Source organism: uncultured Pluralibacter sp., from assembly GCF_913775985.1.
Taxonomy (GTDB): Bacteria; Pseudomonadota; Gammaproteobacteria; order Enterobacterales; family Enterobacteriaceae; genus Pluralibacter.
The window spans coordinates 42,167-66,373 of sequence record NZ_CAJYMB010000106.1; the positions used below are offsets into that span (position 1 = coordinate 42,167).

The window sequence follows — 24,207 nt, forward strand, 5'->3', positions numbered from 1 at the left end:
TACGATTAAGGCGGGTTTGGTGAAATATTTAGAAACGTTTTGCGGGTCGAATCGCATCAGCCATGTCGGATGAAGCAGCGCCTTGAATAGAGTTCGGGCAGCAGAAAGCGGCGGATTGTCATATTGAGAACTCCGCTCTCAGAATGACATGCAGCGGCGCCCCGGCAACAAGTTAAAACAAACTCAAAAACCAATAAAAATAAAACACAGGTTCAATTTATTACTTTATTTGCTTCATGAATACCCACCGAGCCGATAGGATAGGCTTTTCACTGCGGTGAAGCCGCGACGTTCACAGGTAAGGAGAGAATCATGAAAACGGTAGCCGTGCTGCTGGCCCCCGGTTTTGAAGAGGCAGAAGCTATTGTCACCATTGATATTTTACGCCGTCTGGAGATCAACGTTGAGACGCTCTCCTGCACGGAAGAGCGCAGTGTAATGAGCTATCACCAGATCCCGGTGGAAGCCGATGATCTCCTGAGCAAGCGTCTTGATACCACCTTCGACGCGATCGTGCTGCCCGGCGGCCCGGAAGGCAGCCAGTTTCTCGGCCGCTGCGACAGCGTGCTGGCCTTTGTTGAGCGCCACGACGCGGCGGGAAAATGGATCTGCCCTATCTGCTCCGCGGCCGCCCGGGTGCTTGGCGCCAACGGCCTGCTGAAAGGCCGGCGCTACGTTTGCTCAGGCGATCTGTGGCAGCAGGTAACGGACGGGGTTTACGTTGACGCTGACGTGGTGGAAGACGGCAATCTGCTGAGTGGAAAAGGGCTGGGGCGGGTGTTTGACTTCGCGTTTACGCTGGCGGCAAAGCTTGAGGGGAACGATGCGTCGGCCCGTTTCCAGGCCGAACATATTTACTATCCGTGGCCTAGCTAGCCAGCGCCTGCTGGTAGAGCCGATTCCACATTTCCAGCACCAGCGCCTGATCGCGGGGATTGAGCTCGCCGGCTGAGATGGCTTTTTCGAGACTCTGGTTTACTTTTTCATAGACGGCCTGGGCAGAGTGGTCGTCGCCCTCCTCCAGATCGGCCACCGAAATCGTCAGGTGGCCGCGCAGATAGCCGCCGGCGAACAGTTCGTCGTCGCTGCCGTGCTCTACCATATCGTCAATTAATGCCAGAATGCGCGATTCAAATTCTGCGATCATCATTTTTCCTCAGTTAAAGATCTTCCGGCCACGGGAACAACTCCGCGGTCAGCACAGGCGTCTTGTAATAGTCGCGCAGCGCCTCGATAAAGCGCGCCGGACGGGCGGGAATGCCCTGCTTCAGGTAAGTCATCACCTGGGCGTGAACCCGGCGCTGAAACGCAATGCGGTCGGGCTCAACGTCGCCTTCCAGGTTGTCGCAGCTGACGTTAAACGGAAAACCTGCCGCAACGCAGAACAGCCAGTCAAAGGCCTGCGGCTTGACTTCCACATCTTCAAACTGGCACTGGGTTTTGGCATCGCGCCCGTCCGGGCAGTACCAGTAGCCGAAGTCCACCAGCTTTCGGCGCTCGGCCCCGGCGATACACCAGTGGGAGATCTCATGCAGCGCGCTGGCGTAAAAGCCGTGGGCAAAGACGATGCGGTTATAGGGCAACTCGTCGTCTGCGGGCAGGTAAACAGGCTCATCGTCGCCTTTCACCAGGCGGGTATTAAAGTCGTCAAAAAAGCAGCCGTCGAAAATATCGATCAGCTGCTGGTAGTGGTGTTGCTGTTGCATCAATGAATTCCCAGCCACTGGGCGATCGCTGCGCCGTGGCTATCGTAAAGTAATTTCGCACTCATCACCGCCGAAACGATAACGATCATCGGACGGATCAGCGACTGCCCCTTGCTGAGCACCAGCCGCGATCCCATCCGCGCACCTATGTATTGTCCGGCCATCATGATAAAGCCGGTTCCCCAGATAACCTTACCGCCGATCATAAAAAGCAGCAGGCCGCCGATATTCGAGGTGGCGTTAAGCACTTTGGCGTGGGCGGTGGACTTGGCGAGGTTAAAGCCTGCCAGCATCACGAACGACAGGGCGTAAAACGAGCCGGCGGCCGGGCCAAAAAAACCGTCGTAAAAGCCGACGCATCCCCCGGACACCAGCGCAAACGGCAGGCCGTACAGGCGGCGGGCGCGATCCTCCTCCCCGAGCCTCGGCATCAGTAAAAAATAGAGGCCGATACCGATAATCAGCAGCGGCAGGATCTGGCGCAGGATATCGGATTTAACGTGCTGAACCAGCAGCGCCCCGGCGGTAGAGCCGATAAAGGTCATCAGAATATTGAGCTTCTGATCCCCAAGCTTCACCACGCCCCGGCGAATAAAGTACAGCGAGGCGGAGATAGACCCGCCGCAGGCCTGCAGCTTGTTGGTGGCCAGCGCGTTGGCGGGAGACATGCCCGCCGCCATCAGCGCCGGGATCGTCAGCAGGCCGCCGCCGCCGGCGAGGGAGTCAATAAATCCGGCCAGCAGCGCGATAAAAAAAAGCGCCGCCAGCATCAGCGGCGACACCATAAACAGCGCGGAAAAATCGTCCATTACAGTTTATGCTCGTCCAGTAGCGCCTGACAGGAGGCCGGTAGCGGCGGCGGCTGTTTCTTGCCGGGCTTCACCGTGCCGGGTTTCGGCGGTTCAAACCAGCTTTGCAGCTCGGCACCGCAGCCATCGCCCGGCGGCGGGGCCGGCTGATCCTGGCACTCCAGGCTACCCGCAGGGCAGCGCAGGCGAACGTGCATGTGCGCGCGATGCTGGAACCACGGGCGCACTTTGCGCAGCCAGTCGCGGTCGCTGCCCGCGTCTTCGCAAAGCCGCTGTTTAATGGCCGGGTTGACGAAAATGCGCGTGACCTCCTGGTCTTCAGCGGCAAGCTTTACAAGCTGCCCGATCTGCGGCGACCAGCGGGACGCAACCACGCGCTTGCCGTCGGCGGAGACCAGATCCAGCGCCTGGGGCTTCAGCAGCTGGGCAGAGGTCCAGCGGGTGCGCGGCAGCTGCAGGAAAATGTCCACATCCAGACCAATCTGGTGGCTGGCGTGGCCGCTGTTGAAGCGCCCGCCCGCCGGCATTCCCATGTCGCCAATCAGCATCGTGCCTAGCCCATGCTGCCCGGCCCGATTGCCGAGACGCTGAATAAACTGCACCAGATCCGGGTGGCCGAAGAAGCGGCGCTGGTCGGTGCGCATGACCTGATAGGTGTCGGACTGCAGCGGCAGCGGCTCGGCGCCGACAATGCAGCCGTTGGAAAAGGAGCCAATCGACTGCGTCGTACCGGGGATCGGCTGGGTGATTTTCTGCCACGGCGTCGCCGCCGGAGCCGCGGCGCTGGCGAGCATGGCCAGCAGCGCGATCGTTGTCTTTTTCATGTTCCCTCGCGTTAGCAATTCCCGCGCGCTACCAGCGTGGAAGCGGGCTTGTCACATCGGCATTTTGCGCGCGCTGGCGCAAAAGATGATCCATCAGCACGATCGCCAGCATCGCTTCGGCGATCGGCACCGCGCGGATCCCCACGCAGGGATCGTGGCGGCCTTTGGTGATCATCTCCACTTCATCACCGTCGCGATTGATGGTACGGCCCGGCACGGTAATGCTGGAGGTCGGTTTCAGGGCCAGATGCGCGACAATCTGCTGGCCGCTGCTGATCCCGCCGAGAATGCCGCCGGCGTGGTTGCTCTGAAAACCGTCTTTGGTTATCTCATCGCGATTCTGGCTGCCGCGCAGGCTGACCACGCCGAAGCCTTCGCCAATTTCCACGCCTTTTACGGCGTTGATGCTCATCAGCGCGTGGGCGATATCGGCGTCGAGCCTGTCGAAGACCGGCTCGCCGAGCCCCGGCGGTACGCCGTCGGCAATGACGGTCACTTTTGCACCGATGGAGTCGCCCTCTTTTTTCAGGCCGCGCATCAGTTCATCCAGGGCCTCGATTTTGGCCGGGTCCGGGCAAAAGAATGGGTTCTGTTCAACCTGCTCCCAGTCGACGATTGCCAGCGGAATATCACCCATTTGGGTCAGGCAGCCGCGGATAACGATGCCGTATTTCTCCGCCAGATATTTCTTGGCAATCGCGCCCGCCGCAACGCGCATCGCGGTTTCCCGCGCGGAAGAGCGGCCGCCGCCGCGGTAGTCGCGCAGGCCGTACTTCTGCTCGTAGGTGTAATCAGCGTGGCCCGGACGGAAGACGTCCTTGATGGCGCTGTAGTCCTGCGAGCGCTGGTCGGTGTTCTCGATCAGCAGGCCGATGCTGGTGCCGGAGGTGACGCCTTCAAACACGCCGGAGAGGATTTTGACCCGATCCGGCTCCCGGCGCTGGGTGGTGTAGCGGGAGGTGCCCGGACGGCGGCGATCGAGATCGTGCTGCAGATCGTCCTCCGTCAGCGGGATGCCCGGGGGCACGCCGTCAACGATGCAGCCCAGCGCCAGGCCGTGGGATTCGCCGAAGGTGGTTACGCGAAAGAGTTGTCCAATTGTGTTTCCTGCCATCACCGGCTCCGTTCGAATTGTAATTAGTCTTTATAGAGGCTGAAGTGTTCGCGGGCAGCGATCAGCTGCGCTTTGGTGAGCATAAAGACGCCGTCACCGCCGTTATCAAACTCAAGCCAGGTGAACGGTACATCAGGATACTGCGCGATCAGGTGTACCATGCTGTTACCGACTTCACAAATCAGAATACCGTCATCGGTCAGGTAGTCCGGCGCGTTGCCGAGAATGCGGCGCGTCAGCTTCAGGCCGTCAGAGCCGGAAGCCAGGCCCAGCTCCGGCTCGTGGCGGTATTCGTTCGGCAGGTCGGCCATATCTTCTTCGTCAACGTAAGGCGGATTGGTGACGATCAGGTCGTACTGCATTTTCGGCAGGTCGCGGAACAGGTCGGAGCGAATAGGCGTAACCTGGTGAATCAGGCCGTGCTCTTCAATATTGTATTCCGCGACTGCCAGCGCGTCGGTCGAGATATCGACACCGTCGACTTCGGCCTCCGGGAAGGCATAGGCGCAGGCGATAGCAATGCAGCCGCTGCCGGTGCACATGTCGAGGATATGCTGCGGCTGATGGTTAATAAGCCCGGCAAAGCGGTTATTAATAAGCTCACCAATCGGCGAGCGCGGCACCAGCACCCGCTCGTCCACGTAAAATTCGTGGCCGCAGAACCAGGCTTTATTGGTGAGATAAGCCACCGGAATGCGCTCGTTGATGCGGCGGATAACCCGCTCCACAATGCGGTGTTTTTCGCTGGAGGTCAGACGCGCGATGCGCATGTCTTCCGGGATATCCAGCGGCAGATAGAGAGAGGGAAGCACCAGCTGTACGGCTTCGTCCCACGGATTGTCCGTACCGTGTCCGTACCAGACGCCGGCGGCGCTGAAGCGGCTTACCGCCCAGCGCAGCATGTCCTGAATGGTATGCAGCTCGTTAACGGCTTCATCGACAAAAATTTTATCCACTTTCCCCTCCAGGGCACCTACGCTTTAAATTCGGCGGCTAGTTTGCCATGAAGGCGGCGATAAATCAGCACTCTTGCGCCGCAAGCGTGCGAGGAAAATGTGTTTTCTGGAAGCAGTCGGGTAAACTATCGAAAAAAACGAATTGAGAAGGCGAATGAAGAAGAAACCCACACTGAGTGAGGAGGATCAGGCGCTGTTCCGCCAGCTGATGACCGGAACCCGGAAAATTAAGCAGGACACCATAATTCACCGCCCGGAACGTAAAAAAATCAGCGCGGTACCGGTCAAGCGGCTGCTGCAGGAGCAGGCCGATAATAGCCACTATTTTTCCGATGAATTCCAGCCGCTGCTGAATACCGACGGGCCGGCAAAGTACGTGCGTGCCGACGTCAGCCACTTCGAAGCGAAAAAGCTGCGCCGCGGCGACTACTCCCCGGAGCTGTTTCTCGATTTACACGGCCTCACCCAGATGCAGGCCAAACAGGAGCTTGGGGCGCTGATTGCCGCCTGCCGCCGGGAGCACGTATTCTGCGCCTGCGTAATGCACGGCCACGGACGCCACGTTCTCAAGCAGCAAACGCCGCTGTGGCTGGCCCAGCATCCCTACGTCATGGCTTTTCATCAGGCACCAAAAGAGTACGGCGGCGACGCCGCGCTGCTGGTGTTGATTGAAGTGGAAGAGTGGCAGCCGCCGGAGCTGCCGTAAAGCAGGGACAGCGCGGGCCGCAGGTAAGCGGCCCGGACAGGACTCAGATAGCTTTCGCCATTTTGAGATTGCAGGGGTTCATCTGCCAGTCGTAGTGGCCCTGCCCCGCTTTATCAAGCGTGACGCAGGCGATTGACGAGGTAGAAAACATCGGCGGCGTTTCGCCGGGGCAAAGTTCCGACACCAGATAGCCCACCAGCGGCAGGTGAGAAATCACCAATACTGAAGCGACATCTTCACTGGCCAGCGTCTGCAGGTAGCCGCTCACCAGGCCCACATCGCCACCGGGCGTCAGCTCAGGAAGGACATCTACGCTGTCGGGGAGGTTCATACATTCGCCGACCACGCCCAGCGTCTGCTCTGCTCTCAGGTACGGGCTGACCAGAACGCGCTCGATATCCACTTTTTGACCTTTCAGCCAGGCCGCCATTTGGCGGGACTCATCGCAGCCGCACGCGGTCAGGGGACGGACCGAGTCGCTTGCTGCATCGAGGGCTGCGTCGCCGTGACGCATGATAAAAACTTGCATATTGCACCGCTTTTGTTAACCAGAAACACCGGAAAGCCACCGCGTAACATACGCTGCGCCTTCAGTGACCGGGCATTGTGCCTTATCCATTCTTCGAATGAAACGCTGTTTTTTACCTCAATGGCGTAAGTATAGTCAATCCCTGGCTATAAATTCGCCACCGCAATGCGCTTTCTTGCGCTGCGAAGATGAACAGCGCAGCGCGCGCGGGTAAAAATCTGTGTTTCACTCAATCAGGATTTACTCACTCCGGGGTTGGGTCTCCCCGGCCCGGAATGTCTGCCCCTTTTCCGCCATGCGCAGCAGGGCGTCGCCAGGGGCAAAGCGTGGGCCATATCTGGCCTCTAGCCGCTGCAGCGTCTCGACAACCTCGCGCGCGCCCAGCGTGTCCATATAGCGGAACGGGCCGCCTAAAAACGGCGGGAAGCCAATGCCAAAAACCGCACCGATGTCGCCGTCCCGGGCGCTGCGCACGACCTGCTCGTCGTAACAGCGCGCCGCTTCATTGAGCATCATCATGACGCAGCGTTCGCAAATCTCCTGCGCGGAGAAATTCTGCTTTTGACCACCGCCGATCAGGGCATAAATTGCCGGGTCCGGCTGTTTCTTGCTTTTACGCCCTTTTGTGCCGTAAAGATAGAAACCCCGGCCATTTTTTCTGCCTTTGCGATCGTCATTGAGGATCGCGCTGATGGCATTTGCCGGCGGGGCAAAACGCTCACCGTAGGCCGCCTCCAGTACCGGAATGATTTTGGTGCCGGTATCAATGCCCACTTCGTCCAGCAGCTGCACCGGCCCGACCGGAAAGCCAAAATTCACCAGCGCCTCGTCAATCTGCTCAACGGTTGCGCCTTCCTTCAGCAGGTAGATCGCCTCATTGATATAGGGCGCGAGAATGCGGTTGACGTAAAAGCCGGCTTTATCGGCGACTACCACCGGCGTCTTGCCGAGCTGCCGGGCCAGCTTGACGATAGTGGCGATGGTTGCCGGTGACGTGCCGGCGTGGGGGATCACCTCAACCAAAGGCATTTTTTCTACCGGGCTAAAGAAGTGCAGGCCAATAACCTGCCCGGGGCGCTGCGCCTTCGCGGCAATGTCGCCGATGGGCAGCGACGAGGTGTTCGAGGCGAAAATGGTGTGCGGCGCGAAGTGCGCCTCCACATCCGCCACCATCTGCTGCTTGAGGGCCAGATCTTCAAAGACGGCCTCAATCACCACATCGCGCTGCGAAAATCCCTGATAGTCGGTACTGCCGGTAATTGCCGACAGCTGCCTGTCCCGCTCGCTGGCGCTGATATGGCGGCGGCGCACTTTTTTATCAAGCTGTTCCCAGCTGTAGCGCAGCGCGTGGTTAATTCCCTTCGCGTTAATATCTTTAATGCGCGTCGGCAGTCCAGCCTTGCCGGCGGTGACAAAAGCGATGCCGCCGCCCATCAGACCGCCGCCGAGCACCGCTGCCGAACGCAGGGGCAGCGGCTGGGCGTCGGCACCGGGATCTTTTTTAAGCTCAGTGCAGGCAAAGAAAATCGAACGCAGCGCTTTTGACTGCGGGGTCATCGCCAGCTCGCCAAAGGCGCGGGCCTCCGCCGCGTAGCCGCTGCTGCTGCCGTCAGACAGCCCCGTCTCCAGCACCTTGAATATCTGGCCGATGGCGGGATAGTTGCCGCGGGCTTTTTGCTCAGCTTGCTTCGCGGCAATGCGGAAGACTAAATTTCTCGCCAGCGGGCCCGCCATCAGGCGCTCGCGAACCGGTAGCCTTCTGGCGGAAGGGCGCGGCTTTTTAGCCCGCTCCACCGCCGCTTCCAGCAGAATTGAATGGGGTACAACCTCGTCCACCAGCCCCGCCCGCAGCGCCTGCTTCGCGCGCAGCTGCTTGCCGGTGAGGATCATATCCAGCGCGGTCGTCAGCCCCACCAGCCTCGGCAGGCGCTGGGTGCCGCCGGAGCCGGGCAGCAGGCCGAGTTGCACTTCCGGTAGCCCGAGCGCGGTTTTCGCGTCATCGGTGCAGATGCGGCTGTGGCAGGCCAGCGCCAGCTCCAGGCCACCGCCGAGGCAGGCGCCGTGAATGGCGGCCACCACCGGGATCGGCAGCGCGTTAATTTCAGCCATGATCTGCTGACCCTGCCGGGCAAGGGTTTCGGCCTCCTGCGCGGAGGCGCAGCGGCCAATCATGTTGATGTCGGCCCCGGCAATAAAGTTGTCCGGCTTGCCGGAGATAATCACCACCCCGCGCAGATCTTTGTTGTCGCGGATCTTCCGCAGGATCTCGCGCACCTGCGCGCCGGCATCGGCTTTCAGGGTATTCATTTTTTCGCCCGGCTCGTCGATGGTAATCACCGCAACGTTGTCGAGGCGTTCGGTCAGGGTAAATGCGGATTGCGCGTCCATTATTCAGCCTCCAGAACCATCGCGGCACCCAGACCGCCCGCCGCGCAGGCGGTGACCAGACCAAAGCCGCCGCCGCGGCGGCGCAGTTCGTTAAGGGTTTGGGTGATCATCCGCGCGCCGGTAGCGGCAAAAGGATGTCCGTAGGCGATAGAGCCGCCGAGCACGTTAAATTTGCTCTCGTCAACTTCGCCAGTGGCGTGGGTGCGCCCCAGCACGTCGCGGGCAAAGCGCTCGCTGGCCATCAGCTGCAGATTAGCAAGCGTCTGGGCCGCGAAGGCTTCATGCATGTCGAACAGGGTTAAGTCGGCCATCGTCAGCCCGGCGCGCTCAAGAGCCAGCGGCGTAGACCACGCCGGCCCCAGCAGCATGTCCTGACGCACGTCGATAGCCGTAAAAGCGTAGCTGCGTAAATAGCCGAGCGGCGTCAGGCCCAGCTCTTTAGCCCGGGATTCGGTCATCAGGATCACCGCCGCTGCGCCGTCAGTAAGCGGGGTACTGTTGGCGGCAGTCACCGAACCGTGACGGCGGTCAAACGCCGGACGCAGTTTGGCATAGTCCGCCAGCGTCGAGCTGCCGCGAATATTATTGTCCTGCTCCAGCGGCTCGCGGAACGGTGCGGCGTAGGCGGTCATCACCTCATCGCGCAGCTTGCCCTCGGCCCAGGCGCCGGCAGCGCGGACGTGCGAACGGTGCGCCAGCGCGTCCTGCTGCTCGCGTGAGATCCCCCAGGTTTTGGCCATCTGCTCGGCGGTGTCGCCCATCCGCAGGCCGGTTGAGTATTCCGCCACTGCGGGCGGCACCGGCGCCAGATCCCGCGGGCGAAGGCGGGAAAAGAGCTTAAGCTTCTGGCCGAGAGTGCGGGCTTTACTGGCATCCACCAGCGTGCGCGCCAGCTTTTTACTGACGCCAATCGGCAGGACGGAAGAGGAGTCGGCGCCGCCGGCAATGCCGGCGCGGATGGTCCCGGCCATCAGGCTTTCCGCCACGTTGGCCACCGCCTGAAAGCTGGTGGCGCAGGCGCGGCTGACGCTGTAGGCGTCGGTGTGCACGCTCATGCCGGTACCGAGTACGATTTCGCGGGCGATGTTCGGGGCTTCAGGCATCTGAACCACCTGACCGAAAACCAGCTGCTCGATGACTTCAGGAGGGATACCGCTGCGGGCGAGCATTTCGCCAACCACCATTTTGCCCAGATCGATGGCCGGAATGCCGTGAAACGCGGTCGCCTGGCGGGCAAAAGGCGTGCGCAGTCCGCAGACAATGGCAATGCGATCGCCCTGCCGCGTCGTGAGCGGAGATGCCTGACTCATATTCTTCCCCTGATAAATGTTAAAAGTGGTCTGACCTGATAACAGTCTTAACCAATTTTTTACATTCAGCCAATCGGGGAGATAGAAAAGTGGGAGCTAAAACACACTGGGGGACAAAAAGAAACGCCCCAAAATTCGGGGCGTTTAGTCGAAACTCTCTTAGCGCAAACCAAGCTGGAAAATTAAGGTTTCCGCTTCGCAGCTAAATACAAAATCAATATCCAGCTGAACGCCGCCTTCAACGTCTTTAAATACCGGTGTGATTTGGCACGGTTCAGACTCAACGCCGCGCGCTTTGGCGGTCAGCGCCGCCAGGGTTTCTTCAGCCTGCGCGCGATTGGCAAAAACGCGGCTGTAGGATGCGGTGCAGTCGGAGTTGTCCATAATGGTACCAACGTCCATACAGCAGCAGACCGGGGTTTCATCAGCACTGCATTTACTCATCGTAGATTTCCTCTGTATTTGCACCCAGGGTGCCAGATAAACAATGTGTTTATTTTACGCCCCTGCCGCCGCCCTCTCCAGTTCATATTCCGGCAAGCGTCGTTAAGTGAGCTAAATCACAATTAAAAATGATCTAAAACAAGAATCGTCTTTATTAGCATGTTGGTCAGCGCCCATTTTTGCCAACTGGATCGCGTTTCTTGGATCACAATTGAAAAATCTTATAAACATACTTGCAACATACTATCTGGTCAGACCTATACTCTCGCCACTGGTCTGATTTCACAAAGTAACGGCAGGCCATAAACTTCGCGCTTCTGTTACGGCATGTAACAAATTTTGAATAAATAATACTCAATGAGGTTATGGTCATGAGCCAAAAAACCCGTTATACAAAATCTGCACTCGCAGTTGCAGTGGCACTGGTTTCAACACAAGCGTTATCAGCGGGCTTCGCCCTTAATGAATTCTCTGCATCAGGTCTGGGTCGTGCGTATTCGGGTGAAGGCGCTATCGCTGACGATCCGGGTAACGTAAGCCGTAACCCCGCCCTGATTATGATGTTTGACCGCCCGGAGTTTTCTGTCGGCGGTATTTATATTGATCCCGATGTTGATATTTCGGGTAAATCGCGCTCGGGCAGAAGCACCGATGCAGACAATATTGCACCGACCGCGTGGGTGCCTAACGCCCACTTCGTTATGCCCATTAACGATCAGTTCGGCGTCAGCGCCTCTGTAAACTCCAACTTCGGTCTCGCCACGGAATATAACGAACATTACACGGCGGGCAGCGTGGGCGGTAAAACCGACCTGAGCACCATGAACCTCAACCTGAGCGGTGCCTACCGCCTGAACAACCACTGGAGCTTCGGTCTCGGTTTCGACGCCGTATACGCCCGCGCCAAAATTGACCGCTACGCGGGAGATCTCGGCAAGCTGGTTGCTGGCTCCGGCGCCCTGCCGCCGCGTCTGGCAGGCCCGGTATCACAAATCCCTGACGACACCAAAATCGCCCACCTGAAGGGTGACGAATGGGGCTTCGGCTGGAACGCCGGGATGCTGTACGAGCTGGATAAAGACAACCGCTGGGGCTTCACCTACCGTTCTGAAGTGAAAGTTGACTTTGACGGCGACTACAAGAGCGAACTGCCGTCCGCCTACAACCAGATTCTGGGCAACTTCGGCCTGCCGATGGGCACCGACGGCCGCACCGTGGGCGGCTCGCTTAACCTGCACCTGCCGGAAATGTGGGAAGTCTCGGGTTACAACCGCGTTGCGCCGAAATGGGCCGTTCACTACAGCATGGCCTACACCAGCTGGAGCCAGTTTAAAGAGCTGAAGGCCAAGCGCCACGGCGATACACTGCTGTATAAAGATGAAAGCTTCAAAGACTCCTGGCGCCTCGCCCTGGGTACAACCTATTACTACAACGAAAACTGGACCTTCCGCACCGGCGTGGCGTTTGACGATAGCCCGGTTCCGACTAACCACCGCTCTATCTCCATCCCGGACCAGGATCGCGTCTGGCTGAGCGCGGGTACAACCTACGCCTTCAACCAGGATGCCTCAATTGACGTCGGCGCATCGTACATGCACGGTCAGCACGTTAAGGTTAAAGAAGATCCGTACGAGTTCCGTTCTAACGGTAAAGCGTGGCTGTTCGGCACCAACTTCAATTACCGCTTCTGATAGAAGATTGATACCAGCAGGGCGGACAATGTCCGCCCTGCTGCTTTTATGAACGTGCTCCCGCTTTTATATCGCCAGATAGTACCTCCGTACCTCACGAAATCTCTTCACCCATCGCATACCTTTTATAAAACGCTTAATAAAACAGCGCTGCGTTATATTTTTGATCGGGTAAATCCTTACCTTCCGATGTTGTCAGGGTCATCGCGATGCTATTTTAAGCAATTAAGTATTTATCGATCGGGTGGGAGCGAGGACAATAAAAGTGGCGCTGACAGTAGAAAGAAAAATCCCCCGCATTGCGCGGGGGATTTAGCATTATTCGGAGTCGATATCCTTGAGATCGCCTTCAATTGACTTGGCGTTCGGATTCTCCTCAGCGCTGAGCTTGCCGCCGTTAGCGATAAAGTCATGCTTCTGGAAGTACGCCTCGCGCACCATGATGTACGGATCGGAAGACTGCTTGAGCAGGCCGTCGGAGTCCAGCAGCTGGGCGCGGGTTTCTACGCCTTCCAGCATCCACTTGCCGATCGACATCGGCCAGGTCAGCCAGGAGAGAACCGGATAGAAATCATCCGCCATGTCGCCCACATCTTCACGCGGCGTAAAGTTGCCGTAGAACGGCAGCTGCACGTACGGCCCGTAACCTACGCCGTAGTGGCCCAGCGTACTGCCGAAGCGGTGCGGCTCAACACGCTGCAGTTTTGGATTCGCTTTACCGGCAACGTCGATTAAACCGCCGAGACCCACGATAGTGTTCAGGAAGAAGCGGGTGAAGTGCACCATTCCCTGATAGGGGTCGCCCTGCAGGAACATGTTGACCATCTGGGCCGGTTCCTCAAGGTTGCTGGTAAAGTTGCTCAGGCCGTTGCGCGCTGGCTGCGGCACGTAGTCGCGCCAGGCGACGGCGACAGGACGGACGACATAGGGATCTAGCACGTTAAAGTTGAAGTTGTACATCGTGCGGTTGAAGCCTTCGAGCGGATCCGAGCGTCCTTGCTGCTGGTCACCCGTCCCCGAGCTTGCACAACCGATTAACAGCGTCGAGCCCAGCGCGAGCGCTGACAGACGAAAATTCATAAAAGTCTCCCTGAAAAGATGGCAATCGCAGATTTCCTAATTCTATACATATTTTGAAATGGCAGGGAACTATTCATGGCGTGAACGTTAAATAATGTACCAGGATTGTCTGACACTGCACAAAAAGCCGCTACGCTTATCGGATACTAATAAATGCAGGAAAAACACCATGAAGGACAATTTAAACAGCCAACACCAGGATGACGAGCCCAAGGAAGTGGACAGCGAAGAAAACCAGCGCGGGGATGATATTGAAGTGGATGAGGAGAATCTGCCTTCGCGGGCGATGGCAACCCACGAGCACATTCGCCAGGAGGGTGAGAAAGAGCTGGAACGCGACGGCTGGGCGCTGTTGTGGTCGGCCATTGCGGCAGGCCTTTCAATGAGCGCATCGCTGCTGGCAAAAGGGCTTTTTCACGCCCACCTGGAAGGCGTTCCCGGTGGCATTCTGCTGGAAAGCGTCGGCTATACCTTCGGGTTTATTATTGTCATTATGGCTCACCAACAGCTTTTCACGGAAAACACCATCACGCCGGTGCTTCCGGTTATGCAGCACCCGACCACCTCTAACATTCTGCTGCTGCTGCGCCTGTGGGGCGTCGTACTGCTGGGCAATATGATAGGCACCGCCATTGCCGCGTGGGCATTTGGCTACATGCCGGTATTCGATCAGGAGACGCGCAATGCGTTTTACAGCATCGGCATGAAGGTAATGGAGAACTCGCCAACCGAAATGTTCGCCAAGGCGATTATCTCCGGCTGGCTGATTGCCACGATGGTGTGGATGTTCCCCGCCGCTGGTCCGGCGAAGCTTGTGGTCATTGTATTGATGACCTGGCTTATTGCGGTGGCGGATACCACCCACATTATTGTCGGCACTATCGAGATCCTGTATCTGGTATTTACCGGCGCGCTGCCGTGGCAGGATTTCATCTGGCCGTTCGCCCTGCCGACGCTGGCGGGCAATATCTGCGGCGGTACCTTTATCTTCGCCCTGCTGAGCCATGCGCAAATTCGCAATGACATGAGTACTCAGCGACATGCGGAAGCGAAAGCGCAGGCAAAAAAGGCCAAAAATAAATAATTGTGGCGATTGTTTGAGCGGTCGGGCGGCAGGCGCTTAACGGACAGGTAAAAAAACGTTATACTCCTGCCGCTTCGTCCCCTTAGTTAAATGGATATAACGAGCCCCTCCTAAGGGCTAGTTGTAGGTTCGATTCCTGCAGGGGACGCCATAAATATCTGTCCTGCAGTGTGCAAATATCAAAAAATCCTTAATAATCAGTCCTAAACACATTAACCTGACGATGTAACCTCAGTCGATATCTGCCCATTTCTACATAAACCGACAAGGTCTGGCGCTCAACTTTACTGCGCTGCCAGTGAGACAGAATTATAATCGGCCCTTTATTTGTCATGATTGTCCTCAACAGAACACATAGGTGAGGCGCTGGATGTCAGTAATGCTGATGGAAGAACCTAATTCTACAGGTTCTCATAAATTACCGGCTATCGTTACGGAGTGACCGATGTGAAGCAGTACATATAAAGCTATTTCGTGCATAATTTAGTCCCCGCCATGGAAATAAAAATCAGCTTTTTACTGGTCAGTTTAGCCCTTGTACTTATATAATTGATCTAACAGCCCTTAAATCATAAGATAACTTTTCGTTTCATACCCCCCGAGCATTAAAAATTAAGCAATAAATAGCTAAAAAGCAGAACGATTGAACTCACAGGTAAGATTATTATCAACATTTAAACAAAGCATATCTCGACTCACAATTATCTTTGGATGATTAATAATCAAAGGCGGAAGAGAAAGACTTCCTTTCATTTTAAGAAACGTATTGAGGGCACTCATATTTTCGATGCTCTCGTTCTGAAACAATCTCCCAAGAGTAATATGAACTATATTTTTTCTTAAACTCTGAGGTATAGGGTATTTGTTATAAACATGATTTCTAAAATCAATCAGTTCTTTTGACTCCCCTAATAAAATAATAGTACCATTCGATGTAAGCACAATATTATTAAAGTAAATAGTAAGAGGAGAATAGCTGTAAATATCCTTAGCTATTTCTTTGCACATTTTAATCAAATTAAATCTATTATCATTAAATGCTATATCATTATCGTTAAAAATAGTTAATAACGTTGAATGTAAGAAATCCTTTTCAATGAAGGTCATAAATGGGAATAGCGTGGATATTTTCTGCATAAATGCATGTAAAAAACTTGAAAATTCAGCAAACCGACAATCATCTTTTCCTTGTACTATTGTCTGGCCTGCACAGAAACTCACGTCAACAATATTATATTCATTTTCTTGCGCAAACCATTCCTCGCACAGTTCAATTTTCTTGTCCGTTGCACCCTGAATCATAGACTTGCTCATTTAAATTTCCTCAACAAAAATATCATGTCGTTAAGCTGGTGTTGATCTCACCACTTATCCTGACCTTACTTGTATTTTTTATACATTATGACTCGTTGTTACAGCCATGCAAGATTAATATACTCAAGGATTTATTTAGATAAAATAAATTTCGCAATGCCTCTAACTGTGTCAATTACATATATTTCAAGTTCGATCACTAAGTTAGTTTAGAGGCCTTTAAAAAGGCCTCTTTGTTAGGACAAATATATCTAAGGATGTTGGGCAAGCCCATCCTGTGAAGCTATTTTCTTATTTTTAGAAAGATCATCCCGGAAAAATATTAGGAAGCAAACGCTAACCACAGCAGCAACTCCTGCTGAAAATAGCCAAAACGTCTCCCATTGAGCTAATGAATTTTGCCCCTGCCCTGTTATGGTATGGTTAAATATTTGTCCACACACAGTAGACGCAAACAGTAGCCCAATTCCGTTAGAGACAATAAACCGAAGGCTTTGAGCCTGAGCTTTGATCTCTGGAGCTGCTTTACGGTCAACATAAATATCGCCAACGGTAAAGAAAAAGTCCCAGCAGAATCCCTGCAACATCAAACCGAACAATACAAACATCATATTCGCATCCAGTGAAGCATGCGCAAAAAATAGTGTCCTTATAATCCAGCAAACTGCACCTAGCATCAACGTAATTTTGAAGCCTGCTTTCAATAAGAAAAATGATAACAAGAACATGAATATCACTTCGCAGGCAATACCTATCTGCATCATTGACGCTGCGTTATCAAAGCCAAGAGCTTTTAAAAAAACAGGAATATATGCAGAATATGCCGTTTTGGGAATCATTAGGATAAAAATGCTGAGCATTAAAACTGAGAAACTTCGATCTTTGAAAAGAGCCAGAGCATCCAGACATAACAAATCACGTAACGTAAAGCTACCTCCTTTTGCTTTCGGCGGAGTATCCGGTAATGTAAAGCAGTAAAGACCAAGCACAATCCCCGAAGCTGATGCAATATACCAGGTAATAGTACTACCTGAATAGCCCATTTCGCCAATGATAAACCCAATCACCATAAAACCAAATGTACCAAAAACACGAATCAACGGAAAATATTTTACGCCGTTAATATGGCTAAAAGTAATACTATTAGCTAAAGAGGTTGTAGGATAGAAAAGCAAACCAACCATGAATATCATGGTTAGCGTCATTCCCGTATTTTGTGTTTCAATAAACTGAGGGACAAATAGCAGTACTCCTGCATTGACTAAATGCAGAATTGCCATAACCTTTTGTGATGAAAAAAATCGGTCCGCCACCATACCAATAAACAATGGTGAAAGAATTGTTGCCAAACCAAGCAATGCGTACGATGAACCGATGATAGTTGCCATACCATAGGTACTTAATACTAACCCCATAGTCATATTCCATGCACCTTGCATAAAATACTGTATGAACATCATAATCAACAGCCGTGGTGTTTTATTAAAATCCATATCACGCTATCCTTTATTAATTAATGCTCAGCTCAAGCCCATCCCAGGCAACAAGGATATTTTCTTTATTACACTCCTCAACTAACTTATCGTGCAGCAGACCACCACTATGTGAAATATGTGAAACGATAATTTTGCTTTTTTTGGGGAGGCAACCTAGCTCTGCGAGCCGATCTCTGGCTGAGAATACGGTTTCCAGACTCATGTGATTATTTGTTCTATTATCACCATTAAAACCATAAGTACATTCCAGTACGGTAAGATCTATTTTCTTCCCTTCTAACCACTGCCATGTAAGCTCAGGAAACCATCCAGAATCATGACCGTAGAAAATCGTCTGCCCCTCTTTTTCGATAAACCAGGTATAACAAAGCTCCCACTTAGCATGGTTAGCCAGCAGTGGGGTGATGCGATATCCGCAAGTTTCAACAGTTACAAAAGGTATCAGGCAATGAAATCCGAATCGTTCAGCACTGTAGCCTGGCAACACTCCCACAGCACCATTGATTGCCAGGTCGTTACCATAAATCTGTAACGGATGGGTGATATTAAATCCATAGCCTTCCATGCGGCTAAATAACTCTCCCACATTAAAATGATCGGGATGAGTATGTGTGAACAGTAGCGATTTTATCTTAGTAGCATCCAGTTCATCACGCAGCAGTTGTTGGCTAAATTCTGGTGCAATGTCAATCAACAATTCATCGTCGATAATCACTGAGGAGTGTGTTCGTAAATCTTTACCTTTATAGATACGTGCTTGTTGACAGTGCTCGCAGCTGCAAAACGGGTTAGGTATCCCTTCTGAAGCAGCCGTTCCAAGAAAATGTATTTTCATGACTTCCCTCTCATTGCCAAAACAATTGATTTTAAAGAAAAATTTATTTATTTAATGAAATTGGAACGTTCAATTATTAACTTAACAATTTATATGGACAACGTTCTTTTCATACAAAAGTGATCACCTTCAAAATTTGATTAAATTTAACTTTAAATTCAATTTGTTATAAACATTTTGCAAGAAAACCACGTATAGAACTCTGACAAAGTAATAAATTTCACTGAGCACAAAGTGAGCAATACAACTTGTAACGTTAAAATTTTATTGATAATGATGGTCCATCAATAAGCGTCGTGCTAGCATCAAAGTAGCAGAGGGAGGATATAAAAATTCCAACTATCAAAGACATAGCAAAGATTGCCGGCGTTTCGCATGGAACTGTCTCAAATGTTCTTAATGGCAGAGGCAATGTGAGCGTTGAGAAGATTGTGGCAGTTCAACGTGCAGCAAAAAAGGTGGGCTATCAGCTGAATGTGCAGGCGCAATCGTTGAGATCCAGTAAAAACCTGGGGATAGCGTTTATCTTGCCTGACATTAATGCTGAACAGTACTATCAACTTTATCGGAGTTTATATCAGGTTTACCAGCCCTCACTAAGCGAACCCATTGATCTTTATCTCACTAATAATCTTCCCGAGCGGGAGCTAAATATACTGCAAATGCTCAGGGCAAAGTCATACCAAACTATTATTACTGTCAGCAGTCTGAGCAATAGTAAGCCATATTATGAAATGCTCAAGTTGTCTGAAGAGAATATCCTCTTTGCATACCGACAACCTGTCGGAGCTAAGTACTATTACACATTAGATTATGAAACTGCCGGGGAAGACATCGCGATAAAGGCTCTGGAGCAGAAGCCAAATCATATTGGTGTATTTTGTGATCCGCTTGAGTATACCAATAGCGCACGGTTTGCTCAGTCTATACGGGAAACGTGCACGAAGTTAAGTCCGCAGACTCAACTCTCAATTTTTCCGGCACACGTCAGTGAATTTAATAGCCTCGCTTTTGACTTTTTCAGAAAATATCCTCCCGATCTTTTTATTGCTCAGGATACTGAAAAGACGCGCGCTCTGACGCAGGCCGCCTGGTTTGGCAGTACACAATCGTGCCCTCCCGTACTACAGCTCAGTGACAATCTTCCCGCCTTGTTCGATGGTATTACAAACTATCAGATGGACTATGGTCGGTTAGGAACAGTATTAGCGTCACATATTCGTGAACCTAAAAAGCTGGATAAGAGCTGTATCTTGAAAAATTTTGGTTTCCCTTCGAGACAGTTACCTACATATTCTCATGAGAACCCGGCAACGTTGAATATATTGATTCTGCCAAGCCCATCAACCGATGCGTTAAAGAAATTACTTCCTAATTTTTATCGTCAGACCGGTATCAAGGTTAATCTTGCGGTGCATCCTTATGATGAAGTTTTTGATATTCTTTCCCACCTTAATCTGCATCCCTATTATGACCTGTTAAGAATCGATATGGCATGTTTCCCCTGGTTTGCCGAGAAAATACTATTACCTCTGGACTCAATTTCACCCGAGCTTCCATTGTTACTGGATAACTTCTCTGGGAAAATTCAGCAGCACTTCAGCATAGTGAACGATATCGCATGGGCAATCCCCTTCGATGCCAGTATGCAACTTCTTTTTTATCGGCGCGATTTGTTTGAAGATACAGCAATAAAACGAATGTTTTATGAAAAAACAGGAAAAGAGCTAACACTCCCTGAAAGCTTTAAGCAATTCGACGAAGTAGCATCATTCTTTAGTAACCTGCATCAATCTGAAGACAGACAGCGCCCAATGGGAACAGCAGTAACGTTAGGTAGTTCAGGGCTTATCGCTACTGAATACCTGCTTCGTTACTACTCGCTCGGTGGCCGTATAGTCACTGAAAATCATCCAGAACAACTTGATGCCTCTATCGCTGCTAAGGCACTTGAACAATATCTACAACATATTGATATCGCAATGAATCTGACCGGAGAGTGGTGGAATGATGCAGTTAAACATTTTGAGCAAGGAAATCTTGCAATGCTAATTATGTACAGCAATTTGTTTAACGAAATCGCACTGACAGCTGCTTCATCAACTGTTGGTTATACCACAGTGCCTGGAAAAATCTCACAGCTGGGAGGCGGTTCACTTGGTATGTCCCGCTACAGTAAAAAGAAAAAACAAGTTGAGCAGTTCTTCCACTGGCTCTATTCCGATGATGTTGCACGGCAGCTGGTTTTGCTAGGAGGGAACTGCGCCTGGTCAGGAATATGTCACGATCAAAATGTTCTCAAACTCTATCCATGGTTTAATTTGCTGAATGAAAAAGAATTAACAGCGATAAGAGAGTCTCAGGGGTATAAAGGCAGACCCTTTAACCTTCGCCAGGCTGAAATTATTATTGGGCAAGGAGTAACCAACGCGGTTAATGGTATAATGGATGTGACCCAAGCTATAGAATATATCAATATGCGGATTAGAAATGAAACAGGTTACTAAGTTAATATCAACGGAGGTAATAAATAGAATCAGGCCATGTTTTGTAAATGCTGCATCGGTGTGTAGTCGTTCAACGCCATACTCGGTCGTTCGTGATTATAAAACCATCGCCACTGCGTGGCATAGTGCTGCATTTCATCCAGTAATTAAAGCAGGAACTGTCCCAACCAGTCGTAGCGCACCGTCCTGTTGTAGCGTTCAATACAGGCGTGCTGCTGTGGATTACCCGGCTGGATGAAATTAATTCGGTTCTCCCGTACACTGCCCTATGATATCAGGGTCTTACTGGTATATTCCGGCCCGTGATCATACCGTATCACTATCGGTTTTCCTCTCCATTCAATAAGTTGTTCCAGCGTTCTTACAACCCGAAGGGCCGGAAGAGAAAAATCAGTCTAAATGGCCAATGTCTCGCGATTAAAGTCGTCGGTGACATTCAGTAACCGGACTGAACGACTATCCGATGACTGATAGTGCATAAAGTCCATCGGCCCGCATTCGTTACAGCTTTCAGGCACCGCCAGAGGTTCAGGCTTATCCCGTTTCAGTGTCTTCTTCGGTTTTATTCGCATGTTCAACGACTGCTCGCAGTTAATACGGTAAACACATTTGTGATTGAACCGAAAGCCTTTTACGTTACGTAAATACAGGTAGCACAAGCTAAAACCCCAGTTTTTCAGGCTGTCGGTAATACGGATCTGGTCGTTGGCGGCGAGCGCCGTTGACGCCAGCACGCCCCCGTCGAGCTGCGTGTGGTTCCCCAACTTAATGTCAAACCCGCCGCTGCCCGCAAAGATGCCCGACTGCTCCTTCACCGAGTCGAAGTTGCTGTTCATCCTGTCCCGGCTCGCGCTGACGCTGCCGCTGACTCCGTCCGGTTCTCCCCGGACCGCATCACGATGTTCCCCGGACCGCATCACGATGCTCCCCGTCGCCGACACGTCCGCGTCACGCCCCGCCTGCAGCTGGCTGCCCACCACCGTCACGTCGCCGCCCGTCGCCCGGATGGCCATGTCGCCCCCCGCCTGCAGGTGCGACGACGACGCCGTCCGCTCGTCCACCCGGCTCTCCGACGTCGACTTCTGCTTCCCGTAGCTCACCGTCACGCCCGCGTAGTTGCCCGCGTCCGGCTTGCCTGACGCCTCCGCAAGCCGCGCCGCCTGCGTCGCCTGATACCCCGTCAGCGCCGCCTGCGTGCCCTTCAGCGCCGCCAGGCGCCCGTCCTCCTCCTTGCGCGCCGCCGTCACCTGCTGCGTCGCCGTGTTCAGCGCGCTGCCCACCGTCCCCGACAGGCCCAGCGTCAGCCCGCTGCTCTTCGTCTCCGTCTTCGTCAGCGCCGTGTGGCTGTTCTCCGCCGACGAAATAGTAACGTTTTTGCCCTCCAGCGTCATATTCTTGCCCGACACCAGGTCGCTGCCGTGCACCACCACGCCGTTGCCCGCCGTCAGCGTCAGGTTACCCTCGCTGCTGCCGAACACGCTCCCCTTCTTCACGTTGCTGGCGTCCTCGTTCGTCACCTTCTGCGACGAGCTGCCCACCGTGATGCCCAGCCCGCCCGTGCTCCCCAGCCCCGACTTTTTCTTCTTCTGGCTGAACTCGCTGTGGTCCGACTCGTCTGCGGTGGTTACCTAACCACAACTAACTATTACTGAGTTAATTATGACCATGCAGGATACTCAGCCAGATGTGAAGATTTGCTAGGCGTTACGGCTGCTTAAGGTCGGATATACCAGCATCCGGCACGCAGAGCGTAACGACAGAACAACCTATTACAGCCGCTGTCCCAGCATTAAACTCAAGGGCAACTGGCTAGAAGATGCAGGCTTTACAGCCGGTGCGACGGTTACCGTCACCGCAGAGTACGGGCAGTTGATTAACAGGCCTCTGACTAAGTGCCGGATAAAAAAACCGCCGGATTAAAGCGGGTTTTTTTATTATTCATTATTTATTAGGGTTAATATATGTATAACGGCTATCTATTTCCAAACCAAGTTTGTTAGCAATAAAAATCACTTTCTTATATTCATCATCACTCACCTTAACATTATAATCAGCTATATAATCGCAAAGCGTTTCAAATGATAAGGGACTTTCCGAATAATTTATATAATCTAATGCAAAGTCTATAATTGAAGGATCTAAACGATCTTTCAAACCTTCACCTAACTTAATGATTTCTTCATTTATATTCATCTAAAACCTCTCATTTCTTAATCGTTTTGAGTGCTGGCGGTATAGCCTTATCATCAGGAAATGCCGTTATTATTTTTCCATTAGCAGGCTCATAAACAACTCTAATTATTACTCCCCCCTCTCTTCCCAAGCTACCTACCGAGCTGGTTTACCCGCTGCTGTATAATTACCACCGGTACCTGTCTGAGCAAACCATTTAGTATCTGGAGACGTTGCTATATCACCTATTTCATGTACAACTTTATCAGCTGACCAGTCTTTTGGATAAACCGTCTTACCCGGATTTCCGGGATAGAGATGACCACCACTTGTTGGGCTATCGCCAAACAAAATATGCTGTTTAGCTTCTGGAGATAAAATATCAACATATTTCTGATTCGACGCAGATAACCCAAGATCTGAACTTTTTGCAACAGTAAAAAATGCTTTAGCTGCTACATACTGCATGAGTTTGGCTTCGTTGGTCGGAACACCGCTGGTCAATATTTCGGCAGCTTTTTGAGGTGTCATTTGCTCATTTGAGAGAACAACATCTAACGGAACCCCGAAGAAGTTCCCCCATGCAGAGAGCAAGCCTTTCACAGGATCTTGTCCTTCCGGCGTCTGGCCTTGTGAGTTTTTCACCAAAGCTGCGGTAATTTCATCTGGCGTAGCTCCAGCCTGAATCATCGATCCGCCCAGCGATCCCTGAGAGTTGATTACATCTGTCATCCCTTTTGGCAGGCTCAGCGCATTATTCTCAACCGCATTCCTCCCCGCTCCGGCCCCGGCCGCCGCCGAGCTTGTATCCCCACCGGCAACGCCGCCCGCGAGGCCTGCCGCCAGCGTACCCAGCGTGCTGACCAGCTGCTTCTCCTCTTCGGTCAGCTCCGACGGCTTACGGCCGTACAGGCTCTCCGCTATCATCCCCGTCGCTTCGCCCGCCGCGCCGCCGGCAGCGCCCGCCAGCGCGCTGTTGTTCTGCGCCTGCGACACTACCGCCCCCAGCACCGCGTGCGCCATCAGGATCGCCGACCTGTTGACGGTACCGTCCTCGTTCAGCGTCTGCTTGTGTATTACCTCCGCCAGGTACGGCGCGGCGCCCCCCGCGATGGCCGCGTTAATATTGCCGCCCACCAGACCCTGCACCGCCGCCGTTGCCGCCTGTATCGCCCGCTGCACCGGCCCGCCCGTGCCGAGGCCCGTCTTACTGAATGCGTCGTTGTAGAGGTTCTCGTACAG

Annotated in this window: 22 protein-coding genes, 1 tRNA gene and 2 pseudogenes; 7 read left to right on the forward strand and 18 right to left on the reverse strand. The window is 52.9% G+C overall.

Annotation, left to right across the window (positions count from 1 at the left end; translation table 11 throughout):
• The first annotated feature begins 312 nt into the window (after nucleotides 1-312).
• The gene (locus QZ766_RS13105; RefSeq protein ID WP_297202664.1) at nucleotides 313-876 is read left to right on the forward strand and encodes a DJ-1/PfpI family protein; all 564 of its coding nucleotides are present in this window, start codon (nucleotides 313-315) and stop codon (nucleotides 874-876) included.
• Here the strand turns inward: QZ766_RS13105 and QZ766_RS13110 are convergent.
• From QZ766_RS13110 to prmB, 6 genes are read right to left on the reverse strand one after another with little or no spacing between them, the layout of a single operon-like run.
• On the reverse strand, nucleotides 869-1,147 hold the full coding sequence (locus QZ766_RS13110) for a YfcL family protein (RefSeq protein ID WP_297202698.1): 279 nt from the start codon (nucleotides 1,145-1,147) through the stop codon (nucleotides 869-871). The two genes, QZ766_RS13105 and QZ766_RS13110, sit on opposite strands and share 8 nt — an antisense overlap.
• Before the next feature lie 13 nt (nucleotides 1,148-1,160).
• Nucleotides 1,161-1,706 (reverse strand): elongation factor P hydroxylase, encoded by a 546-nt coding sequence (locus QZ766_RS13115; protein ID WP_297202665.1) that lies wholly within the window; start codon nucleotides 1,704-1,706, stop codon nucleotides 1,161-1,163.
• Nucleotides 1,706-2,515 (reverse strand): sulfite exporter TauE/SafE family protein, encoded by an 810-nt coding sequence (locus QZ766_RS13120; protein WP_297202667.1) that lies wholly within the window; start codon nucleotides 2,513-2,515, stop codon nucleotides 1,706-1,708. Before QZ766_RS13120 ends, QZ766_RS13115 begins: the two co-directional genes overlap by 1 nt.
• Entirely contained in the window at nucleotides 2,515-3,339 is an 825-nt protein-coding gene (gene mepA, locus QZ766_RS13125) for a penicillin-insensitive murein endopeptidase (protein WP_297202669.1), read from the reverse strand. Before mepA ends, QZ766_RS13120 begins: the two co-directional genes overlap by 1 nt.
• A gap of 28 nt (nucleotides 3,340-3,367) precedes the next feature.
• The gene (gene aroC / locus QZ766_RS13130; RefSeq protein ID WP_297202671.1) at nucleotides 3,368-4,453 is read right to left on the reverse strand and encodes a chorismate synthase; all 1,086 of its coding nucleotides are present in this window, start codon (nucleotides 4,451-4,453) and stop codon (nucleotides 3,368-3,370) included.
• 23 nt (nucleotides 4,454-4,476) lie between these two features.
• On the reverse strand, nucleotides 4,477-5,409 hold the full coding sequence (prmB, locus tag QZ766_RS13135; RefSeq protein WP_297202673.1) for a 50S ribosomal protein L3 N(5)-glutamine methyltransferase: 933 nt from the start codon (nucleotides 5,407-5,409) through the stop codon (nucleotides 4,477-4,479).
• Nucleotides 5,410-5,563: 154 nt separating this feature from the next.
• Between prmB and smrB the strand changes: the two genes are divergently transcribed.
• The gene (smrB, locus tag QZ766_RS13140) at nucleotides 5,564-6,115 is read left to right on the forward strand and encodes an endonuclease SmrB (RefSeq protein WP_297202675.1); all 552 of its coding nucleotides are present in this window, start codon (nucleotides 5,564-5,566) and stop codon (nucleotides 6,113-6,115) included.
• Between the two features lie 43 nt (nucleotides 6,116-6,158).
• On the opposite strand, the gene sixA is transcribed toward smrB, so the two are convergent.
• From sixA to QZ766_RS13160, 4 genes are all read right to left on the reverse strand, one after another.
• Nucleotides 6,159-6,644 (reverse strand): phosphohistidine phosphatase SixA, encoded by a 486-nt coding sequence (gene sixA / locus QZ766_RS13145; protein ID WP_297202677.1) that lies wholly within the window; start codon nucleotides 6,642-6,644, stop codon nucleotides 6,159-6,161.
• A gap of 240 nt (nucleotides 6,645-6,884) precedes the next feature.
• Nucleotides 6,885-9,032: a fatty acid oxidation complex subunit alpha FadJ gene (gene fadJ, locus QZ766_RS13150; RefSeq protein ID WP_297202679.1), complete on the reverse strand. Its 2,148-nt coding sequence runs from the start codon at nucleotides 9,030-9,032 to the stop codon at nucleotides 6,885-6,887.
• Nucleotides 9,032-10,342, reverse strand: a complete 1,311-nt coding sequence (gene fadI / locus QZ766_RS13155) for an acetyl-CoA C-acyltransferase FadI (protein WP_297202681.1) — start codon at nucleotides 10,340-10,342, stop codon at nucleotides 9,032-9,034. The genes fadJ and fadI overlap by 1 nt, the downstream gene beginning before the upstream one ends.
• A gap of 159 nt (nucleotides 10,343-10,501) precedes the next feature.
• Nucleotides 10,502-10,786, reverse strand: coding sequence for a YfcZ/YiiS family protein (locus QZ766_RS13160; RefSeq protein WP_297202683.1), 285 nt, complete (start codon nucleotides 10,784-10,786; stop codon nucleotides 10,502-10,504).
• A gap of 371 nt (nucleotides 10,787-11,157) precedes the next feature.
• On the opposite strand from QZ766_RS13160, the gene fadL reads away from it, so the two are divergent.
• Nucleotides 11,158-12,477, forward strand: a complete 1,320-nt coding sequence (fadL, locus tag QZ766_RS13165) for a long-chain fatty acid transporter FadL (protein ID WP_297202685.1) — start codon at nucleotides 11,158-11,160, stop codon at nucleotides 12,475-12,477.
• Nucleotides 12,478-12,795: 318 nt separating this feature from the next.
• Here the strand turns inward: fadL and mlaA are convergent, their stop codons facing one another.
• Nucleotides 12,796-13,557, reverse strand: coding sequence for a phospholipid-binding lipoprotein MlaA (mlaA, locus tag QZ766_RS13170; protein ID WP_297202687.1), 762 nt, complete (start codon nucleotides 13,555-13,557; stop codon nucleotides 12,796-12,798).
• Nucleotides 13,558-13,726: 169 nt separating this feature from the next.
• Here mlaA and QZ766_RS13175 point away from each other — a divergent pair, with 169 nt between their 5' ends.
• Both QZ766_RS13175 and QZ766_RS13180 read left to right on the forward strand, forming a co-directional pair.
• A complete protein-coding gene (locus QZ766_RS13175; RefSeq protein ID WP_297202689.1) occupies nucleotides 13,727-14,641 on the forward strand; it encodes a formate/nitrite transporter family protein in 915 nt (304 codons plus the stop codon).
• Nucleotides 14,642-14,717: 76 nt separating this feature from the next.
• Nucleotides 14,718-14,792, forward strand: a tRNA-Arg gene (locus QZ766_RS13180).
• 476 nt (nucleotides 14,793-15,268) lie between these two features.
• On the opposite strand, the gene QZ766_RS13185 is transcribed toward QZ766_RS13180, so the two are convergent.
• The 3 genes from QZ766_RS13185 to QZ766_RS13195 form a co-directional block, all read right to left on the reverse strand.
• Complete coding sequence (locus QZ766_RS13185) at nucleotides 15,269-15,955, reverse strand: hypothetical protein (protein ID WP_297202691.1); 687 nt, start codon at nucleotides 15,953-15,955, stop codon at nucleotides 15,269-15,271.
• A gap of 251 nt (nucleotides 15,956-16,206) precedes the next feature.
• A complete protein-coding gene (locus QZ766_RS13190; RefSeq protein ID WP_297202693.1) occupies nucleotides 16,207-17,448 on the reverse strand; it encodes an MFS transporter in 1,242 nt (413 codons plus the stop codon).
• Nucleotides 17,449-17,464: 16 nt separating this feature from the next.
• Entirely contained in the window at nucleotides 17,465-18,286 is an 822-nt protein-coding gene (locus QZ766_RS13195) for an MBL fold metallo-hydrolase (protein WP_297202694.1), read from the reverse strand.
• 350 nt (nucleotides 18,287-18,636) lie between these two features.
• On the opposite strand from QZ766_RS13195, the gene QZ766_RS13200 reads away from it, so the two are divergent.
• Nucleotides 18,637-20,793 carry an extracellular solute-binding protein gene (locus QZ766_RS13200; RefSeq protein ID WP_297202700.1) on the forward strand — a complete coding sequence of 719 codons (2,157 nt, stop codon included), beginning with the start codon at nucleotides 18,637-18,639 and terminating at the stop codon, nucleotides 20,791-20,793.
• A 29-nt stretch (nucleotides 20,794-20,822) separates the two neighbouring features.
• On the opposite strand, the pseudogene QZ766_RS13205 reads toward QZ766_RS13200, so the two are convergent.
• Both QZ766_RS13205 and QZ766_RS13210 read right to left on the reverse strand, forming a co-directional pair.
• Nucleotides 20,823-21,497: pseudogene (locus QZ766_RS13205) on the reverse strand (integrase core domain-containing protein); the annotation flags it as partial.
• Nucleotides 21,498-21,650: 153 nt separating this feature from the next.
• Nucleotides 21,651-22,331: pseudogene (locus tag QZ766_RS13210) on the reverse strand (hemagglutinin repeat-containing protein); the annotation flags it as partial.
• Between the two features lie 172 nt (nucleotides 22,332-22,503).
• Between QZ766_RS13210 and QZ766_RS13215 the strand changes: the two are divergent.
• Nucleotides 22,504-22,713 carry a SymE family type I addiction module toxin gene (locus tag QZ766_RS13215; RefSeq protein ID WP_297202702.1) on the forward strand — a complete coding sequence of 70 codons (210 nt, stop codon included), beginning with the start codon at nucleotides 22,504-22,506 and terminating at the stop codon, nucleotides 22,711-22,713.
• Between the two features lie 21 nt (nucleotides 22,714-22,734).
• Here the strand turns inward: QZ766_RS13215 and QZ766_RS13220 are convergent, their stop codons facing one another.
• Both QZ766_RS13220 and QZ766_RS13225 read right to left on the reverse strand, forming a co-directional pair.
• Nucleotides 22,735-22,986: a MafI family immunity protein gene (locus tag QZ766_RS13220; RefSeq protein WP_297202695.1), complete on the reverse strand. Its 252-nt coding sequence runs from the start codon at nucleotides 22,984-22,986 to the stop codon at nucleotides 22,735-22,737.
• Nucleotides 22,987-23,121: 135 nt separating this feature from the next.
• A partial coding sequence (locus QZ766_RS13225) for a VENN motif pre-toxin domain-containing protein (RefSeq protein ID WP_297202696.1) occupies nucleotides 23,122-24,207 on the reverse strand: 1,086 nt, incomplete at its 5' end.

What these genes read in the sequence shown, in the direction of transcription:
- smrB (WP_297202675.1), top strand. Translation starts at nt 5,564, where the DNA reads ATGAAGAAGAAACCCACACTGAGTGAGGAGGATCAGGCGCTGTTCCGC.
- QZ766_RS13220 (WP_297202695.1), bottom strand. Translation starts at nt 22,986, where the DNA reads ATGAATATAAATGAAGAAATCATTAAGTTAGGTGAAGGTTTGAAAGAT.
- QZ766_RS13185 (WP_297202691.1), bottom strand. Translation starts at nt 15,955, where the DNA reads ATGAGCAAGTCTATGATTCAGGGTGCAACGGACAAGAAAATTGAACTG.
- QZ766_RS13175 (WP_297202689.1), top strand. Translation starts at nt 13,727, where the DNA reads ATGAAGGACAATTTAAACAGCCAACACCAGGATGACGAGCCCAAGGAA.
- QZ766_RS13105 (WP_297202664.1), top strand. Translation starts at nt 313, where the DNA reads ATGAAAACGGTAGCCGTGCTGCTGGCCCCCGGTTTTGAAGAGGCAGAA.
- sixA (WP_297202677.1), bottom strand. Translation starts at nt 6,644, where the DNA reads ATGCAAGTTTTTATCATGCGTCACGGCGACGCAGCCCTCGATGCAGCA.
- QZ766_RS13195 (WP_297202694.1), bottom strand. Translation starts at nt 18,286, where the DNA reads ATGAAAATACATTTTCTTGGAACGGCTGCTTCAGAAGGGATACCTAAC.
- mlaA (WP_297202687.1), bottom strand. Translation starts at nt 13,557, where the DNA reads ATGAATTTTCGTCTGTCAGCGCTCGCGCTGGGCTCGACGCTGTTAATC.
- fadL (WP_297202685.1), top strand. Translation starts at nt 11,158, where the DNA reads ATGAGCCAAAAAACCCGTTATACAAAATCTGCACTCGCAGTTGCAGTG.
- QZ766_RS13115 (WP_297202665.1), bottom strand. Translation starts at nt 1,706, where the DNA reads ATGCAACAGCAACACCACTACCAGCAGCTGATCGATATTTTCGACGGC.
- QZ766_RS13190 (WP_297202693.1), bottom strand. Translation starts at nt 17,448, where the DNA reads ATGGATTTTAATAAAACACCACGGCTGTTGATTATGATGTTCATACAG.
- QZ766_RS13160 (WP_297202683.1), bottom strand. Translation starts at nt 10,786, where the DNA reads ATGAGTAAATGCAGTGCTGATGAAACCCCGGTCTGCTGCTGTATGGAC.
- aroC (WP_297202671.1), bottom strand. Translation starts at nt 4,453, where the DNA reads ATGGCAGGAAACACAATTGGACAACTCTTTCGCGTAACCACCTTCGGC.
- QZ766_RS13120 (WP_297202667.1), bottom strand. Translation starts at nt 2,515, where the DNA reads ATGGACGATTTTTCCGCGCTGTTTATGGTGTCGCCGCTGATGCTGGCG.
- mepA (WP_297202669.1), bottom strand. Translation starts at nt 3,339, where the DNA reads ATGAAAAAGACAACGATCGCGCTGCTGGCCATGCTCGCCAGCGCCGCG.
- fadJ (WP_297202679.1), bottom strand. Translation starts at nt 9,032, where the DNA reads ATGGACGCGCAATCCGCATTTACCCTGACCGAACGCCTCGACAACGTT.
- QZ766_RS13110 (WP_297202698.1), bottom strand. Translation starts at nt 1,147, where the DNA reads ATGATCGCAGAATTTGAATCGCGCATTCTGGCATTAATTGACGATATG.
- fadI (WP_297202681.1), bottom strand. Translation starts at nt 10,342, where the DNA reads ATGAGTCAGGCATCTCCGCTCACGACGCGGCAGGGCGATCGCATTGCC.